This is a genomic window from Ureibacillus endophyticus, assembly GCF_024159215.1.
Classification (GTDB): domain Bacteria; phylum Bacillota; class Bacilli; order Bacillales_A; family Planococcaceae; genus Ureibacillus; species Ureibacillus endophyticus.
This window is the reverse complement of record NZ_JAMYWW010000001.1, coordinates 1,709,646-1,724,846: the sequence shown is the minus strand read 5'-3', so window position 1 is coordinate 1,724,846 and position 15,201 is coordinate 1,709,646. Positions and strand designations below refer to the sequence as shown.

21 protein-coding genes are annotated in these 15,201 nt (G+C 32.7%); 8 read left to right on the top strand and 13 right to left on the bottom strand.

Annotated features, from left to right (window positions below):
* Positions 1 to 105 precede the first annotated feature (105 nt).
* Positions 106 to 993, top strand: a complete 888-nt coding sequence (locus NKR20_RS08370) for a DMT family transporter (protein WP_121214513.1) — start codon at positions 106 to 108, stop codon at positions 991 to 993.
* A gap of 27 nt (positions 994 to 1,020) precedes the next feature.
* Here the strand turns inward: NKR20_RS08370 and NKR20_RS08365 are convergent, their stop codons facing one another.
* From NKR20_RS08365 to NKR20_RS08325, 9 genes are all read right to left on the bottom strand, one after another.
* Complete coding sequence (locus tag NKR20_RS08365) at positions 1,021 to 1,194, bottom strand: hypothetical protein (protein WP_253425276.1); 174 nt, start codon at positions 1,192 to 1,194, stop codon at positions 1,021 to 1,023.
* Positions 1,195 to 1,281: 87 nt separating this feature from the next.
* Positions 1,282 to 2,826 carry a solute symporter family protein gene (locus NKR20_RS08360; RefSeq protein ID WP_121214514.1) on the bottom strand — a complete coding sequence of 515 codons (1,545 nt, stop codon included), beginning with the start codon at positions 2,824 to 2,826 and terminating at the stop codon, positions 1,282 to 1,284.
* On the bottom strand, positions 2,823 to 3,149 hold the full coding sequence (locus tag NKR20_RS08355; protein WP_121214515.1) for a DUF485 domain-containing protein: 327 nt from the start codon (positions 3,147 to 3,149) through the stop codon (positions 2,823 to 2,825). Before NKR20_RS08355 ends, NKR20_RS08360 begins: the two co-directional genes overlap by 4 nt.
* Positions 3,150 to 3,602: 453 nt before the next feature.
* Positions 3,603 to 5,156: a solute symporter family protein gene (locus tag NKR20_RS08350; RefSeq protein WP_253425273.1), complete on the bottom strand. Its 1,554-nt coding sequence runs from the start codon at positions 5,154 to 5,156 to the stop codon at positions 3,603 to 3,605.
* A complete protein-coding gene (locus NKR20_RS08345; RefSeq protein ID WP_121214517.1) occupies positions 5,156 to 5,533 on the bottom strand; it encodes a DUF485 domain-containing protein in 378 nt (125 codons plus the stop codon). The genes NKR20_RS08350 and NKR20_RS08345 overlap by 1 nt, the downstream gene beginning before the upstream one ends.
* An 898-nt stretch (positions 5,534 to 6,431) precedes the next feature.
* Complete coding sequence (locus NKR20_RS08340) at positions 6,432 to 6,803, bottom strand: rRNA methyltransferase (RefSeq protein ID WP_253425270.1); 372 nt, start codon at positions 6,801 to 6,803, stop codon at positions 6,432 to 6,434.
* Positions 6,803 to 7,108: a hypothetical protein gene (locus NKR20_RS08335; protein ID WP_366519776.1), complete on the bottom strand. Its 306-nt coding sequence runs from the start codon at positions 7,106 to 7,108 to the stop codon at positions 6,803 to 6,805. Before NKR20_RS08335 ends, NKR20_RS08340 begins: the two co-directional genes overlap by 1 nt.
* A gap of 182 nt (positions 7,109 to 7,290) precedes the next feature.
* A complete protein-coding gene (locus NKR20_RS08330; protein WP_253425264.1) occupies positions 7,291 to 7,386 on the bottom strand; it encodes an LAGLIDADG family homing endonuclease in 96 nt (31 codons plus the stop codon).
* 58 nt (positions 7,387 to 7,444) lie between these two features.
* The gene (locus NKR20_RS08325) at positions 7,445 to 7,600 is read right to left on the bottom strand and encodes a hypothetical protein (protein ID WP_253425261.1); all 156 of its coding nucleotides are present in this window, start codon (positions 7,598 to 7,600) and stop codon (positions 7,445 to 7,447) included.
* A 238-nt stretch (positions 7,601 to 7,838) separates the two neighbouring features.
* Here NKR20_RS08325 and NKR20_RS08320 point away from each other — a divergent pair, with 238 nt between their 5' ends.
* The gene (locus NKR20_RS08320; RefSeq protein WP_253425258.1) at positions 7,839 to 9,524 is read left to right on the top strand and encodes a methyl-accepting chemotaxis protein; all 1,686 of its coding nucleotides are present in this window, start codon (positions 7,839 to 7,841) and stop codon (positions 9,522 to 9,524) included.
* Positions 9,525 to 9,542: 18 nt separating this feature from the next.
* On the opposite strand, the gene NKR20_RS08315 is transcribed toward NKR20_RS08320, so the two are convergent.
* The gene (locus NKR20_RS08315; RefSeq protein WP_121214521.1) at positions 9,543 to 10,247 is read right to left on the bottom strand and encodes a DUF421 domain-containing protein; all 705 of its coding nucleotides are present in this window, start codon (positions 10,245 to 10,247) and stop codon (positions 9,543 to 9,545) included.
* Positions 10,248 to 10,412: 165 nt separating this feature from the next.
* On the bottom strand, positions 10,413 to 10,853 hold the full coding sequence (locus NKR20_RS08310) for an SRPBCC family protein (protein ID WP_121215345.1): 441 nt from the start codon (positions 10,851 to 10,853) through the stop codon (positions 10,413 to 10,415).
* A 396-nt stretch (positions 10,854 to 11,249) separates the two neighbouring features.
* Here NKR20_RS08310 and NKR20_RS19435 point away from each other — a divergent pair, with 396 nt between their 5' ends.
* Both NKR20_RS19435 and NKR20_RS08305 read left to right on the top strand, forming a co-directional pair.
* A complete protein-coding gene (locus NKR20_RS19435; protein WP_281272162.1) occupies positions 11,250 to 11,372 on the top strand; it encodes a hypothetical protein in 123 nt (40 codons plus the stop codon).
* A gap of 54 nt (positions 11,373 to 11,426) precedes the next feature.
* The gene (locus NKR20_RS08305; protein WP_253425255.1) at positions 11,427 to 11,564 is read left to right on the top strand and encodes a hypothetical protein; all 138 of its coding nucleotides are present in this window, start codon (positions 11,427 to 11,429) and stop codon (positions 11,562 to 11,564) included.
* Between the two features lie 95 nt (positions 11,565 to 11,659).
* Here the strand turns inward: NKR20_RS08305 and NKR20_RS08300 are convergent, their stop codons facing one another.
* A complete protein-coding gene (locus NKR20_RS08300; protein ID WP_253425252.1) occupies positions 11,660 to 12,481 on the bottom strand; it encodes a DUF3800 domain-containing protein in 822 nt (273 codons plus the stop codon).
* Between the two features lie 513 nt (positions 12,482 to 12,994).
* On the opposite strand from NKR20_RS08300, the gene NKR20_RS19430 reads away from it, so the two are divergent.
* The 4 genes from NKR20_RS19430 to NKR20_RS08290 all read left to right on the top strand — a co-directional run bounded on the left by NKR20_RS19430 (position 12,995) and on the right by NKR20_RS08290 (position 13,955).
* Positions 12,995 to 13,117 (top strand): hypothetical protein, encoded by a 123-nt coding sequence (locus NKR20_RS19430; RefSeq protein WP_301285907.1) that lies wholly within the window; start codon positions 12,995 to 12,997, stop codon positions 13,115 to 13,117.
* 41 nt (positions 13,118 to 13,158) lie between these two features.
* On the top strand, positions 13,159 to 13,296 hold the full coding sequence (locus tag NKR20_RS08295; protein ID WP_170148457.1) for a hypothetical protein: 138 nt from the start codon (positions 13,159 to 13,161) through the stop codon (positions 13,294 to 13,296).
* A 357-nt stretch (positions 13,297 to 13,653) separates the two neighbouring features.
* On the top strand, positions 13,654 to 13,776 hold the full coding sequence (locus NKR20_RS19425) for a hypothetical protein (RefSeq protein WP_281272164.1): 123 nt from the start codon (positions 13,654 to 13,656) through the stop codon (positions 13,774 to 13,776).
* Between the two features lie 41 nt (positions 13,777 to 13,817).
* The gene (locus NKR20_RS08290) at positions 13,818 to 13,955 is read left to right on the top strand and encodes a hypothetical protein (RefSeq protein WP_170148457.1); all 138 of its coding nucleotides are present in this window, start codon (positions 13,818 to 13,820) and stop codon (positions 13,953 to 13,955) included.
* 139 nt (positions 13,956 to 14,094) lie between these two features.
* Here NKR20_RS08290 and NKR20_RS08285 read toward each other — a convergent pair whose 3' ends face one another.
* Positions 14,095 to 14,919 (bottom strand): methyl-accepting chemotaxis protein, encoded by an 825-nt coding sequence (locus NKR20_RS08285; protein ID WP_121215347.1) that lies wholly within the window; start codon positions 14,917 to 14,919, stop codon positions 14,095 to 14,097.
* Positions 14,920 to 15,201: the final 282 nt, after the last annotated feature.

Here is a 15,201-nt window from a genome sequence, read left to right as displayed (position 1 = left end):
GCAGCCCATATATTCTTGCGTTTTTCACATTGTTTGAATCTAGCTTTTGTTATAATATATTCATATTACAATATATTGGAAAGTTTACATCATAGGGAGGGGCATATGGTTATACAAGATCGAACAAAGGGGATAATTCTTGTCCTCACTGCCGCATTATTTTGGGGGATTTCTGGTACAGTTTCACAATATTTATTCCAAGGCTTACATATCAGTACAGAGTGGCTAACAACTGTTCGATTACTAAGTGCTGGCCTCCTATTATTAATAATCGCCTATAAGAAGGAAGGCAAGCGAATTTTTGATATTTGGACTACCAAAGCTGATATAGTGGGTATCGTCATTTTTGGCGTTGTTGGGATGATTGGAGTTCAATATACTTACCTTGCTGCGATTACTCATGGAAACGCTGCTACTGCCACAGTATTACAATATTTAGGTCCTGCCTTGGTTACCGGATATTATGTTCTTAAAGCAAAACGTCTACCAAATAAAAAAGAAGTGTTCGCTATAATTCTAGCTTTAGTTGGAACCTTTTTACTGGTAACACACGGCAACATTCAAACGTTATCGATTTCAAAAGCAGCATTCATCTGGGGTATCATTTCAGCATTTGGCTTAGCCTTCTATACTATACAGCCAATACCTTTACTAAGACGCTGGGGAGCTTTAATTGTTGTGGGATGGGGAATGGTTATTGGTGGATTTGTGTTCAGTTTTGTCCACGCTCCATGGCAATTTGAAGGGGAATGGTATTGGACAACAAACTTTGCCTTTTTATTTGTTGTATTATGTGGGACGGTCCTTTCATTTTATAGCTATCTAGAAAGCTTGAAATATCTAACTGCATCGGAAACGAGCTTACTTGCATGTGCTGAGCCTCTGTCAGCAGCTATCACAGCTGTTATTTTCCTTGGGGTAGCGTTCAGTTGGATCGATTGGATTGGAACACTATTCATTTTAGGAACGATATTGATTTTATCGCGGAAATAGAGAACAAAACCGAAAAAGCAATTCCTACTAATCAAGGAATTGCTTTTTATATCTCTTATCCATTTTCTCTAAAGCTTCTAATTTTGTTTTCGTTTTACGTTCATGGGTACTAAAACTCACACTGTCTCTAGAAAGTGTGACATCTTTTCCTTGTTGTCTTAATAGCTTCAATCGTTTTTTCTTCGCGTTTGAATTACTCATAACATCACCCAATACTTATATTAATTGTAAAAAGGGAAGGGGAAAAGTAAAAACCTCGAGTTGTGATAACTCGAGGTTAATGTTTTATTAGTGAGAAACGTCTTGTACTGAGATACCAGTTTGAGCTTTAACTTCAACTTCACGGTATTTCGCTTCGTTCGTTTCTTTAGAAAGGATAGTACCTAACCAACCACCGATGAATCCAAGTGGAACTGAGATAATTGCTGGGTTAGTTAACATGATTAATGGGTCACCAACAAAGATCGCTTTACCAGCTTCTGGATTCCAAACGTTTGGAGATACTGCTACTAAAATTAATGCTGAAATTAGACCAGTTAACATTGCTGTGATAGCACCAGCAGTATTGAAGCGTTTCCAATAAATTGTGTAGATAATTACTGGTAAGTTTGAAGAAGCTGCAATACAGAATGCTAATGATACTAAGAATGCAACGTTTAATGTTTGAGCACCTAATGCTAATAGGATAGAAACTACTGCGATGATGATAGAACCAACACGTGCAGCAACAACTTGCTCTTTTGGACTAATTTTACCTTTTTTAATGATTTCGCCGTAAATGTCATGTGATAGGGCAGATGCACCAGAAAGTACAAGACCCGCTACTACGGCTAAGATTGTCGCGAATGCAACGGCACAAACGAATGAGAATAAGATGTCTCCACCTAAAGCCTCTGCAAGTAATGGAGCAGCCATGTTACCAGCAGGGTTAGCAGCTACGATTGTTTCTTTACCTACGAATGCAGCAGCACCGAATCCTAAGAAGATAGTCAATACGTAGAATAAACCTACAATCCAAGTAGCCCAGATAACTGATGAACGAGCAGTTTGCGCGTCTTTTACTGTGAAGAAACGCATTAAGATGTGTGGTAATCCGGCTGTCCCTAATACTAATGCGATTAACATTGAGATAGTATCAATACCATTAGTATATTTTAATCCTGGATTTAAGTAAGCTTCACCAGCATCAGTTGCTGTTGTCATTTCAGAGAACATTGTTAGAATGTTGAAATTGAATTTTGCTAATACTAAGAATGAAATAATTACTGTACCTAACATTAATAAACAAGCTTTAATAATTTGTACCCAAGATGTTGCAGTCATACCACCGAATAATACGTAGATTGTCATCATGAAACCTACAAGTAAAACCGCAATCCAGTAATCGATACCTAATAATAATTGAATAAGTGCGCCTGCACCAACAAGTTGTGCGATCATGTAGAATAAAACGATTACAATTGTACTTAAAGCAGCTGTACCACGAACTTTTTTCGCATCGAAACGAGCGTTAATCATGTCAGCTAATGTAAACTTACCAAGGTTACGTAATGGCTCAGCAACGATATATAATACCACTAAATAAGCAACTAAGTATCCGATAGAGAAGAAGAATCCGTCAAATCCAGTTAATGCGATTGACCCTGCAATACCTAAGAATGATGCCGCAGATAAGTAGTCACCTGAAATAGCTAGTCCGTTTTGCCAACCTTTTAATCCACCGCCAGCAGTGTAGAAATCACTTGCAGTACTTGTTCTTTTAGAAGCCCACCAAGTAATTACTAGAGTTAAACCAACAATCGCTAAGAACATTACAACAGCTGTTACACTCATTTGCTAGCACCTCTTTCGTACTCATCGATAATCGCTTTTGCATCTTTATCGTAAGAGTTAGCTTTTGATACATAAAGGTGAGCAAGTCCCCAAGTCATGATGAATAGTCCTGCAGCGTAGAACCATACCCATGTAATATCCCCAACAGCCTTTTGATGTAAAATTTGCGTGTAAGATGTTAGTACTGGTAATAACATATACGCCGCTAGGAAGATCACTGTCATCGTCCATAAAAACGAATTTTTCTTTTTCGTTAAGGCTTTGAACGATGCCATTTCAGCGATTTTGTCATAATCAATATTCTGTTTTTGATTATTCGCCATAAACATACCCCCGTTTGTGTTTATTTTTACTGCTTCATGTTCGTAAAATTCTATTTAATAGATTTTACAATTTTCATTCTATTTAATAGTTCACAGAATTGCAATAGTTTTTTATAAAATTATCTAAAAAAAATTCTAGAATTTTTGAATTTTACGAGAAAATTTATTACAGGTTATAGAAAAATAACGAATGTTCAATAATTACATGTACCTATAAACGTTGATTTAGAGCCTTTTTTCTAACTCTTGACAAACTATTTAAGCGCATAAACGAGAAAAAAAGGTATTTTTCGATAGATAAAATTTGTTAATCATTACCACAATAACAATGGTGAAAAAGAAATATTAAAAATAAAAAAAACATAGAAAGAGAGATTAAAATAATAATTTTCATTAAAAAAGAGAAGTCTAAAATAAAATAGACTTCTCTTAAAAACTATTAATATTCTATTTTTAGTGTGAAACATCTGACACAGAAACGCCAGTATTTGCTTTTACACGGATCTCTTGATAGATTTCTTTTGATTTTTTAGATTCCACTTTATGTTGAGTAAGAACCGTACCTAAGTAACCAGCAATAAATCCTAATGGAATTGTAATAATCGCAGGAACTGATAATTTTACTAATGGCTCACCAACAAAAATAGCAGCACCTTCAACTGGATTCCAAACGTTTGGACCCATTGCACCTAATACTAAACAAGAAACTAATCCTGTAACGATAGCAGCAACCGCTCCGTTTGAATTGAACTTCTTCCAATAAATTGTGTATAGAATAACAGGCAGGTTTGCAGATGCACCAATACAGAATGCAAAAGAAACTAAGAATGAAACATTTAGACTCTGAGCAAATAAAGCTAAAATAATCGAAACAATTGCAATAGAAATAGAACCAATTCGAGCAGCCATTACTTGTTGCTTTTCTGTTAATTTACCATCGTTTAAAATTTCTCCATAAATATCATGAGAAATTGCAGAAGCTCCAGTTAATACTAAACCAGAAACTACCGCTAAAATCGTAGCGAATGCAACTGCACAAATAAATGATAATAGAATATTTCCACCTAAAAATTCAGCTAAAAGTGGGGCAGCAGTGTTACCCGCAGCATTTTCTAATTTAATTGCATCGATTCCAACAAAATTCATCGCACCGAAACCTAGGAAAATAGTTAAAGAGAAGAAGATTGCAGTAATCCACGTAGTCCAAGAAATAGAAGCACGTGCTGTTTTTGCATCTTTAACTGTAAAGAATCGCATTAAAATATGCGGTAAACCAGAAGTTCCTAATACAAGGGCCATCATCATTGAAACAGAATCAGTTGAAGATGTGTACTTCATTCCAGGAACTAAGAATTGATCACCATGTTCAGCTGAAATAGTATCAAACATTTTCATTAAACTAAAATCAAATTTCGAGAAAACTAAAAATGCAAGAAGGGTAGTACCAAATAATAAAAGTGCAGCTTTAATAATTTGTACCCACGATGTAGCAGTCATACCACCAAATAATACGTAAGTCGTCATCATTACACCAACAATTAATACAGCCATCCAATAGTCAATACCAAATAATAATTTGATTAGAGCACCTGCACCAACTAATTGTGCAATCATATAAAGAATTACAATAATAATCGTACCAGTTGCAGCAACCCCACGAATACGCTTTTCATTAAAACGAGCAGTTAACATATCTGCCAACGTATAACGTCCTAAATTTCTCATTGGTTCAGCAATAATATATAGAAGAACTAAATTAGCAACAACATAACCAACAGAGAAGAAGAACCCATCAAACCCTGTTAGTGCGATTGCGCCAGATACTCCCAAAAATGCCGCAGCTGATAAATAATCCCCAGCAATGGCAAATCCATTTTGCCAACCTTTCAGTCCGCCACCTGCTGTATAAAAGTCACTTGCAGATGAAGTTCTTTTAGCAGCAATATAAGTAACGATTAATGTTAATCCAACAATCCCTAAGAAAAATCCAATAGTTACTAAATTCATTACCTACCACCATCTCTTTCATATTCAGCTAATACTTCAGCTGCCATTTTATCGAACTTTGGCGCCATTTTTGTATAAAGCATACATAACACAACTGTCATAATAAATAGGGCAGCAGAGTATACCCATACTCCGGTAATGTTACCGATCCACTTCTGTTGTAATACAGGAGTAAACGCTAAGATTGGTAATAGGATATATAACGTTAAGAATGCAGCTGTAACGCCAAACAAGAAGGTGTTCTTCTTCTTAACGAATCCATTAAATGATTCCATTTGATTGATCTTAGAGTAGTTAATGTCCTTAATTTTAACATTATTTACTGCTGGTTTTGCTTCTTTTTCTACTGGTTTGTTTAAAGTTCCCACATTCGCCATAAAATTTCCCCCTTATGAAATATTATTCTACTTTAAGCGTTTTATTTCTTTGCCACCCCCGTTATAAATCCATATTGTAGAGGAGAGTGTTATATAATTCAATACTATTTTTTCAAAAAAATCCCTTGACAAAAAATTTAGATAATTAATTAGAGCCTAGAATTATCAAGGCTTAAGGAGAAAAAAACTACATAAAAGAGAAAGGAATTCAAACCAATAATTACATTTTTAAAATAATAATAACAAAAATAATACTTAAAGTAGAAAATATAAATCAACTTTTAGAAATATAATGAATCGTTTATCTGAGGCGATTATTACCAATTTTATTTAGTTATCCGAACTAATTGTTATAGTACACAGGGAAAAGATAATTTTTTGATATAAAAGAAAATTTAAAATTTTTAGTATGAATTTTAAATTTTTCATTAATAAATAGTAATATAAGGAAATTTAAGATGGATCTGATAAAGGTGAACTCGAATAAAAGAAGCTGAAATTGAAGATTGAAATAGAAAAATTGGATAAAAATTAGAATCTATTTTATGGATTAATCCAAGGTGAATTTGTGAATGGCAGCAAATTGAATAAAACGACTAAAAATTGAGTAGAAATTATAACTTAGATAAAAATTATAAATTCCAGTTACAAAAATATAGCTTAAGTTAAGTTTGGAGAATTTAAATCAAGATTTTAAAATGTAAGATGAATTAGTTGAGATTATGTAATATTCAATTGAATCAAACTAAAATGTGTTTAGATTTATTGGATTTTTTGTTTCCGTCTCACTATCATAAGTATACTTTTTAAATGAGATTAAACTTCGTATAATTTATATTATGACCACATCCCTATTTGATTTTAATAAATGGGATGTAAATAAACATCCCTATCAAATTTATTCTTTTCTATAACGCCATTTTGCATTTTTAACTGTTGCTAAGTTAATATGTTTAATACTTTCCTCAATTACATCATTTAAATTAAGTTTATTTCTTTTTGCAAAATCTCTAAGTTCACTTAGAATCCTTTCATCACATGTTGTTCTAAATTCAACCCGATCTTTAGGACGTGAATTTTTATCAAAGCTTATAAAGTCTTCTTTTAAAATATTTTCAAAACCATTTTCAAGCAAATAACCTATATGCGTATTTTTTGCTTTTGCTGTTTCTTTTAGATTTTCAATCATTTCTTTACTTATTCTTGTTTTATATTCTTTTCTGGATTCATCAATACTTTGGACCAGTTTTCCATCAATTATCTTCCACATTATAAATTATCACCGTCCTTAATTAGCCATTGAGTTAATCTTTGTTTCTTTTTTATATTGAAATTATCATTATCACAATGTTCATATATAACTATTGATAACTTAGTAATACTATCTTTCCCTTTAACCCATACACGATAAATAGTTCGCCCAGCATTAGTAAATTCATTTGTGATTTCAGTTCTAAGCTGCCAAGTGTTAAATACATTAAATAATCCTTCTGCAAAGCTTTTACTTCCAGTTGTAATATTCATTACATATCCTCTATCTTGAATCCATCCATCCCCATCTATCACACCTCTAATAAAAGATGGTAAATAGTTATCTGGTACTTGTGGAATTTTTATTGTTAATGATTTGCTAGATGTTATACCAATTATTTCTAAATCTTTTTTAATTTCACGTGAATTTATTATTAATGTTGGTGTTTTTTTCGTACTTCCTACTGGTGCAACACATAATCAGCATCCATATATTTTGCAATCACTTATAAAATTCTTTCATCCTTTTGCGCAAAGTGAATGGAATTTGTTGTTCCACTAACTGTACCATCTGTTACAAACAAGCCTAGAACCCAAGCCATTTCATGAGACAAGACCTTAAAAAAGTTTTCATTTACTTTATGTTTTCTAGGTTGACCACTATTGTTTATGTTTTAAAGTAACATTAATTTTCTTCAAAACATTATAAATAGCACAATCAGATAACCCAGTATACTCCATGATTTCCTTGTAAGGCTTTCCACTTTTATATAAATGAATAATTATCTCATCTGTTATCCCCTTTTTTCTCGGCATATGATATCCCCCCAATTGGTTTTACTAGATGGCGAAATTTTCTAATTAACTCAATTATACAAACGTTTGTTCCCACTTTCAATAATTCAACAAAAAACGATATTTACCATTCTAATCTTCTAAAAATAAGTTAACTAAATTTTAATATAAATATAAAAAAACTATTAAAGTCCTAGCTATCTTGCCGAAGTATATTATGTATATTTTACTAAAAAAGTTTTTGAAAGGAATAAACAAAATGTCTATTAAGAAAAAATTATTGACAAGTTTCGGTACTATTATCGTAATTCTTGTCGCACTTGCATCATTTGCTGTAATTCAGATGTCAAATATAGATAAGAATTATAGTAATTTAATTGACGATGATGTTCATAAAGTGATTGAAGCATCGAAAATTCAAAATGCCGTTTCATTGCAAGGATTATATATTCGTTCATATGTGCTGAGAAAAGATTCAACTGATATAGATAATCTATCAGTACAACGAGAAATAGTAACACAAACCTTGAGTGAAATCGAACCACTTTTTAAAACAGAAGATATGCAGTATGAAATTGGAAACATAAAGGAACAACAAGCATTGTATAGCGGATATGTGGATACAATTATCGAATACGTTAAAAACGATCAAATTGACAAAGCACAAAATATGCTTTTTGTTTTTGCTGTTCCAACAAATAAATCGATTCAACAATCAATCAACAACATTGTCGATTACCAAAAAGAACGAATGAATCAAATTAGTGACGATACTAAAGATAGTACATCTTTCAGTAAAACCCTTGTTGTTATCATCTCTATTGTTGGTGCAATTTTAGCCATTATTTTATCACTGTTCATCATTAGAAATATTACAATACCATTGAATCGTTTAACAGAAGCTGCAAACGTTATTGCTTCAGGCAATTTGAAAGAAAACGATATTGAAGTTAAAACGAAAGACGAGATATTCGATCTTGCCCAGGCTTTTAATACAATGAAATCAAATTTATCAAAACTAATTAGCAGTGTGTCCCTGAATGTTTCTAATACAACTGCCGTTGCTGAACAATTAGCTGCTAGTACGGACGAAGTAATGGTAGCCACAGAAGAAATTGAAGAACGTATGCAACAACTTGCTTCAGGAGGGTCACAAGCAGCACTAACTGGAAACGACTGTGCCATTGCAACTGATGAAACTGCTCATGCGGTTTCACGAATTGCGGAAGCAGCTCAGAACTTGCTTACACAAGCTGTTGATATGCAGTCATTAGCTACTGAAGGTGGTCAAACACTACAAACTGCTGAACAACAAATGTCTATTATTCAACAGTCATCACATGAAACAAGAGAAAGAATTCAACAGTTAAGTATACAATCCGCGGAAATCGAAAATATTACAAAAGTCATTACAGATATTACAGATCAAACGAACCTACTTGCATTAAATGCAGCGATTGAAGCTGCTCGAGCTGGTGAACACGGAAAAGGTTTTGCTGTTGTGGCTGATGAAGTTCGTAAACTCGCGGAAGAATCAAAAAATTCTGCTTCAAAAATTGTTGATTTAACATCTTTAATTCAAAAAGATACGAAAAAAGTAGAAGAAAGTGTAAATCTGACTGTGCAAAATGTTGATCGTGGCGTTGATTATCTACACAATGCTCAATCATCATTTAATAAAATTTTCGGTTCAATCACTGAAATGACATCCCAAATTCAAGAAGTATCAGCGTCTTCTGAAGAAATTTCTGCAAGCACAGAGGAAGTTTCAGCTTCAGTTAATGAAATGGCACAAGCCGCAAAAAATACAGCAGACCAATCTAACCACGTTCTTGCATCTGTAGAAGAACAAACAGCTACAATGGTTGAAATTAACTCTGTAGCGAAATCATTAAGTGAAGATGCATTGGCAATTCAAGAAGAAATCAATAAATTTAATGTTTAAGTATAAAGGCGTTGAGAGTTAGTTCTCAACGCCTTTGTTATCATCTTCATATAAATCAACATACAAATTTCCATTCGAATCTACTTGTGCAAGAAAGACATCCTGCAACGAATGGGCTCCGTGTTTCTGTATTTCCTTCATTAGCCATTTTCTTGAATGGCCTAAAATCTTCATATTTTTACTCAATAAATGCCCATCTACCACTAAGAGCGTTGGGGCATGCTCAAGTTTTACTTTCATTCCAAGTAGACGTGGCGTGATTGCTTCGAGATCTGTTTTTTTCATGACACTCAGTTCCCCATTTGTTTCTAATATTGCAATTTCTACATCGTCCACTTTAAATACCCCTTTTTCCCTAAGTAACATCATTAACTCTTCAATCGCGATATGATTTTTCCTAAGACTCTCTTCTAAAACTTCCCCTTTTTTCACTAAAATCATGGCCCTACCATCTGTTAAATGTAAAAATTTTCGCGATTTCAAACCAAAGTAACCTACTGCAACCGGAATTAGCCCCCAAACGCCTAATGCAGCGACATAATTTGAAATTTCAATATCTGTATCAAAAGACATGGATGCTGCAATGGAACCAACTGTAATCCCAACGACATAATCAAAAAGCGTTAGATGAGATAGCTGTTTTTTTCCCATAATCCTAGTCAACACTAACAAAACAGTAAAAGCTAAAAATGAACGAACTAACACAACAATAACATCAGACACAAAAATTCCTCCATAATGGTTGGAATTAAATAGTACTAAATATTATTTGATTAACTAGGAATAACTATGCAAATGAGTCTATCTAAAATTTATCCCCGCCTTTTAGAACTATACGCCAATAAAAAAAGAAGTTGTCCATTTCTGAACAACCTCTTCCCCATAATTTTATGAAAATACCAAAATTTTACGCGCGATAGATTCTGTTAAACGAGATGCAACTTTCGGAACAGCCCATTTAATAAGCGGTGTTAATACAGCGCCAGATAATCCGCCTGCATTCACTTCCACCGTACACGTCATTGTTGTTTTCCCATTCACTTCTTCAGCAGTAAAATGTCCGCTTCCTGTGAAATTATCAGATAACCCTTTAAGTGCAAATTTAATATTTGAAGGTTCATTCCACTCAGTAATATCAACTTGAGCTTCGATTGTCTTCTTAATTCCTTTTACACTACCTTCAAATGTCCAAATCGATTGTTTGTCATTAATGATTTTATGTTCTTTATAGGCTGGCACAGCTGTTGCCCATTTTTCAAGATCACTGACATAATCCCAAACTGCTTGTACATCTACTGGAATTTCTACTGTATGTGTTCCTGTTGCCATGATGATCCCCACTTTCGCTACAAATAAATGACTTTTACAAAATAATTATTACATAAAAAGTATAAATTTACATCATTTATTCTCAAAAAGCTGAAGACTTTATTTTGCGGAAATTACCTATCCTTTGGCTGATTTTACTACCAAAAACCAATTAATCTACTGCACTCTTTCCCTTTTATGCTTGTCACAGATTTTTAACGAAAATGTGTGTAGTTTTTGTAAAAATTTATGTAAACGTAATCATTATGAACGATATGTGAAATCCTTCACTAGCTATTTTCTTTTCTTATTTTTGGGTGTACAATGGTTTCAAGTGATATACAACACAGTTAAAACATCCAATAAATAGTCTATTGTGTTATATAACAATCAGATAATTAAAAGGAGAAAATGAAAATGTGGGTAGTGACTGTTTTTGAGAAAGACACTGTTCGTATGTTTGAATTTTTAAGTCAAAAAGAGGCAAACAAAAAGTTAGCGAGTGTTAAAGGTTCTGCCATTCTTTCCTTTACAAAATAATTCTAATAATTCTATGTTTTGATGATAAATTAACTAATCAGGAGGCGACCCTCTATGTGGGTACTAACAATTTTTGAAAATAGCAATGTACGTATGTTCCAATTTGATACAAAAGAAGAAGCTGTAAAAGCACTTGAAGCAACAACACTATCAGGGATTATTTCTTACACTACTTTATCTTTTGCAGCATAAATTATCGTTCTGAAGCTCAATTCTAGACACTAAAAACACCGTACAAATGGACGGTGTTTTTCTTATTTCGGATCATTCAGTTTTCTACATATGTATTATAAATTTGTGTAATGATTAAAATTATTTGCTATGAACAACTTTTTACTCATCTCAAAGTTTACTTCTTCTAAATGATTTGAATCTTTTAGTTCAAAGACCCTTAAATTATTTAGAAATGGCTGTAATTTATTATCTTTAAGTAATTGTAGTATTAAATTAACTTTTGCTCTCTTTTTATTTGAGTTTACAGGGGAATTATCTAATATCATACCAACAATCCCCAAAATGATATCAATTAGTTCAACACCAATTTCTTCCCCTTTTTTTCGGTAAAGACATTCTTCAATCACAAATGATTCTCCCCTATATAGGGAATGAATATTAAGATAGTTTTTCATATTCTCAGCAAGATTTTTATCACGATATTCAGTTGAATCTTCTATTAATATTGAAGCTCGCACATTACTTTTCTCTGAATAGCCTCGTAAAAGTCCGTAACAAATACGTTCAGGTAATTTTGTATAGATCGTGTCATTTACAATATTCTTCTTAGATTGATAGACTTCTTGAAACATATTTGCTTGTTTGGATAAAGCTGATTTTGAATAATGAATCAAATTAAATTGAATAAAAGGAGCTAGTGGTTGAGCTAAATCAAATAGTTTTTCTATTCCCTCTTTAGCTTTTGAATATCCATTATATTCTGTCCAATGAAGTGAATAAGATTTATTTAAATTATGAAGTTCTTCAAATATTACATGATTGTATATAGTACCAGGTACAGATAATGCCCCCATTAATTGAATAGAATCACTACTCTGCTTCCCACTTTCATCAAAACAAATGATTAATTCTGAAGAGTTTTTATCTTGGTTCATGGAAGGGATTTCACCTACTTTTCTTGACAATTGGTATAATCGTTTGACATAATGTATATATTAATAGTTAAAGATACGCTTTACTCATGTCATTCGTTACATGCGTTGGCGTAGCGGATAAAGGAACTCATGTCATTCGTACATGCGTTCCTTTTTTATTTGAATTATATAGTAATTATAAAAACGAAACAACCGTTCGCTACTCCTTATTTACATTGTGATAAAAGATTCTCGCATCAACTCTGCCGTTTTTGTTCCCCACATGCAACTTTGATCCATTACATTTCCTCCCCTAAAGATATAAAATCGCTTATATTATCTATTGATAATTTGTAAAACACAATGTAAACGAAATCATTTTGAACGATATGTGAAATTCTTCACTATCCCTTCCCTTTTTATATATTTAGGTGTACAATGGTCTCAAGTGATATATAACACAGACACAAATAATAAAGAATTTCATTTGTTGTTATATAACAAAAAAGTATGCATTTTAAGGAGAGAATAAAGATGTGGGTAGTAACTATTTTTGAGAAAAACTCAGTTCGTATGTTTGAATTCTTAAGCAAAAATGAAGCTAACAATATGCTTGCTAACGTCAAAGGTTCTGCCATTCTTTCCTTTACAAAATAGATTTGGTAAATAAAACAACACAATACTAGGAGGCATTCAATATGTATGTACTAACAATTTTTGAAAATAATAATGTACGCATGTTCCAATTTGATACAAAAGTAGAAGCACAAAAAGCACTTGAAGCAACAACTCAGCCAGCAATCATTTCTTACACAACTTTATCTTTAGCAGCTTAAAAAAAACGCCGTTCGAAAGTGGACGGCGTTTTTTAAATTTATTCCAATTATTCTCTTTACTATTGTGTCCCTTACAACAACTCGCACTTTCCTTAAATACTATGTGAATTTCCTCTAAAACTCGTATTTCCCTATACTTTATACTAAAAATATTACATCCAAAAATATGAAGGTTTTGTAAAAATCTATGTAAACGGAATCATTATGAACGATATGTGAAATTCTTCACTATCCCTTCCCTTTATATATATTTAGGTGTACAATGGTCTCAAGTGATATATAACACAGACATAAATAATAAAGAATTTCATCTGTTGTTATATAACAAAAAGTATGCATTTTAAGGAGAGAATAAAGATGTGGGTAGTAACTATTTTTGAGAAAAACTCAGTTCGTATGTTTGAATTCTTAAGCAAAAATGAAGCTAACAATATGCTTGCTAACGTCAATGGTTCTGCCATTCTTTCCTTTACAAAATAGATTTGGTAAATAAAACAACACAATACTAGGAGGCATTCAAAATGTATGTACTAACAATTTTTGAAAATAATAATGTACGCATGTTCCAATTTGATACAAAAGTAGAAGCACAAAAAGCACTTGAAGCAACAACTCAGCCAGCAATCATTTCTTACACAACTTTATCTTTAGCAGCTTAAAATTTACAATGGAACTTATGTCCAGTACATAGGTTCTTTTTTTATTGTCAAAATCAAAAAAGCTACGCACAATAATGTACGTAGCTATATTACATCAAAAAAGCGCTTACAAATATACAACTCCGAATTTATTAGTAGTTTAACATTTAATATTACTAAGCTTTAGAAGTTTTTGGCCTACATTGTTTAAATTCATGTATGTGTGGCTCATTTGTTGCATATTTGCTGTATATTCCTGGGTGAAGGATGAAATTTGAGAAGTTGAATTATTAATAAATTCGATGGATTGTTTAATATTTTCCAATTCTTTTGTTATAATGTCGGCACTTTGGTTACTATCTTGAGCCATTTTCTGAATTTCATTGGCTACAATCGCAAAGCCTCTACCATGGACTCCTGAACGCGCCGCTTCAATTCCTGCATTAAGTCCTAGAATTTTAGATTTTTGTGCAATATCTTTTACCGATCTAACAATTGAATTAATTTGTTGAATATCTTGAGTTGCTGTTTCAGCTAGGTGTGATAGTTCCTCTAATTGTTTTGAAACGTTCACACTTGCATTTGTCAATTCGTCAGTAGTGACAGACATTTCCGCAACAGATTCAGACAATGCATTTGAAACTGATCGTAATTCACTTATCGTATCATTGGAAATTACACCTGTACATACTCCGACAACTTGTCCATTATCGAATATCGGAACAGCGGATGCAATATATGCGAAACCAAACAATTCTGGTCCTCGTTCTTCGCGTATATGCTTACCACTTTTTAATGCACGGACACTTGTTGTATTTTTATGTTGTTCCACTGTTTCACCAAGCTTTATTTTTAAGTCAACCGTTTTCCCCGCTTTATACCCTACTACCTTCTCTGTATCAAAAATGAGAACACACGCATCTTCTGGGTAGGTCAATTGATATGTATCTATAGCGTCCACTACTGCCTTTAGTTTTGTATTCATAAAAACCCCTCTTTTCCTATAACATTAATGTATATATTTCACCAAATTCCCCCGTATTCCTCCTAATGTCCCATCCTCTTTGTTAATGATAATATAATAAATTACTCAATTGTATTTTCCTTCCATTTCCATTTTACCATAATTACATACTAATGGAATATGCTACAGGAATTTGATGTGGGTTTTATGTTATCTCCGCGCAGACTAAAATTAAAGCGCAATATACAAGACATAAACCATCTCGAATACCGCGCTCAACTAAAGATTATTTTTTCTTTTCAC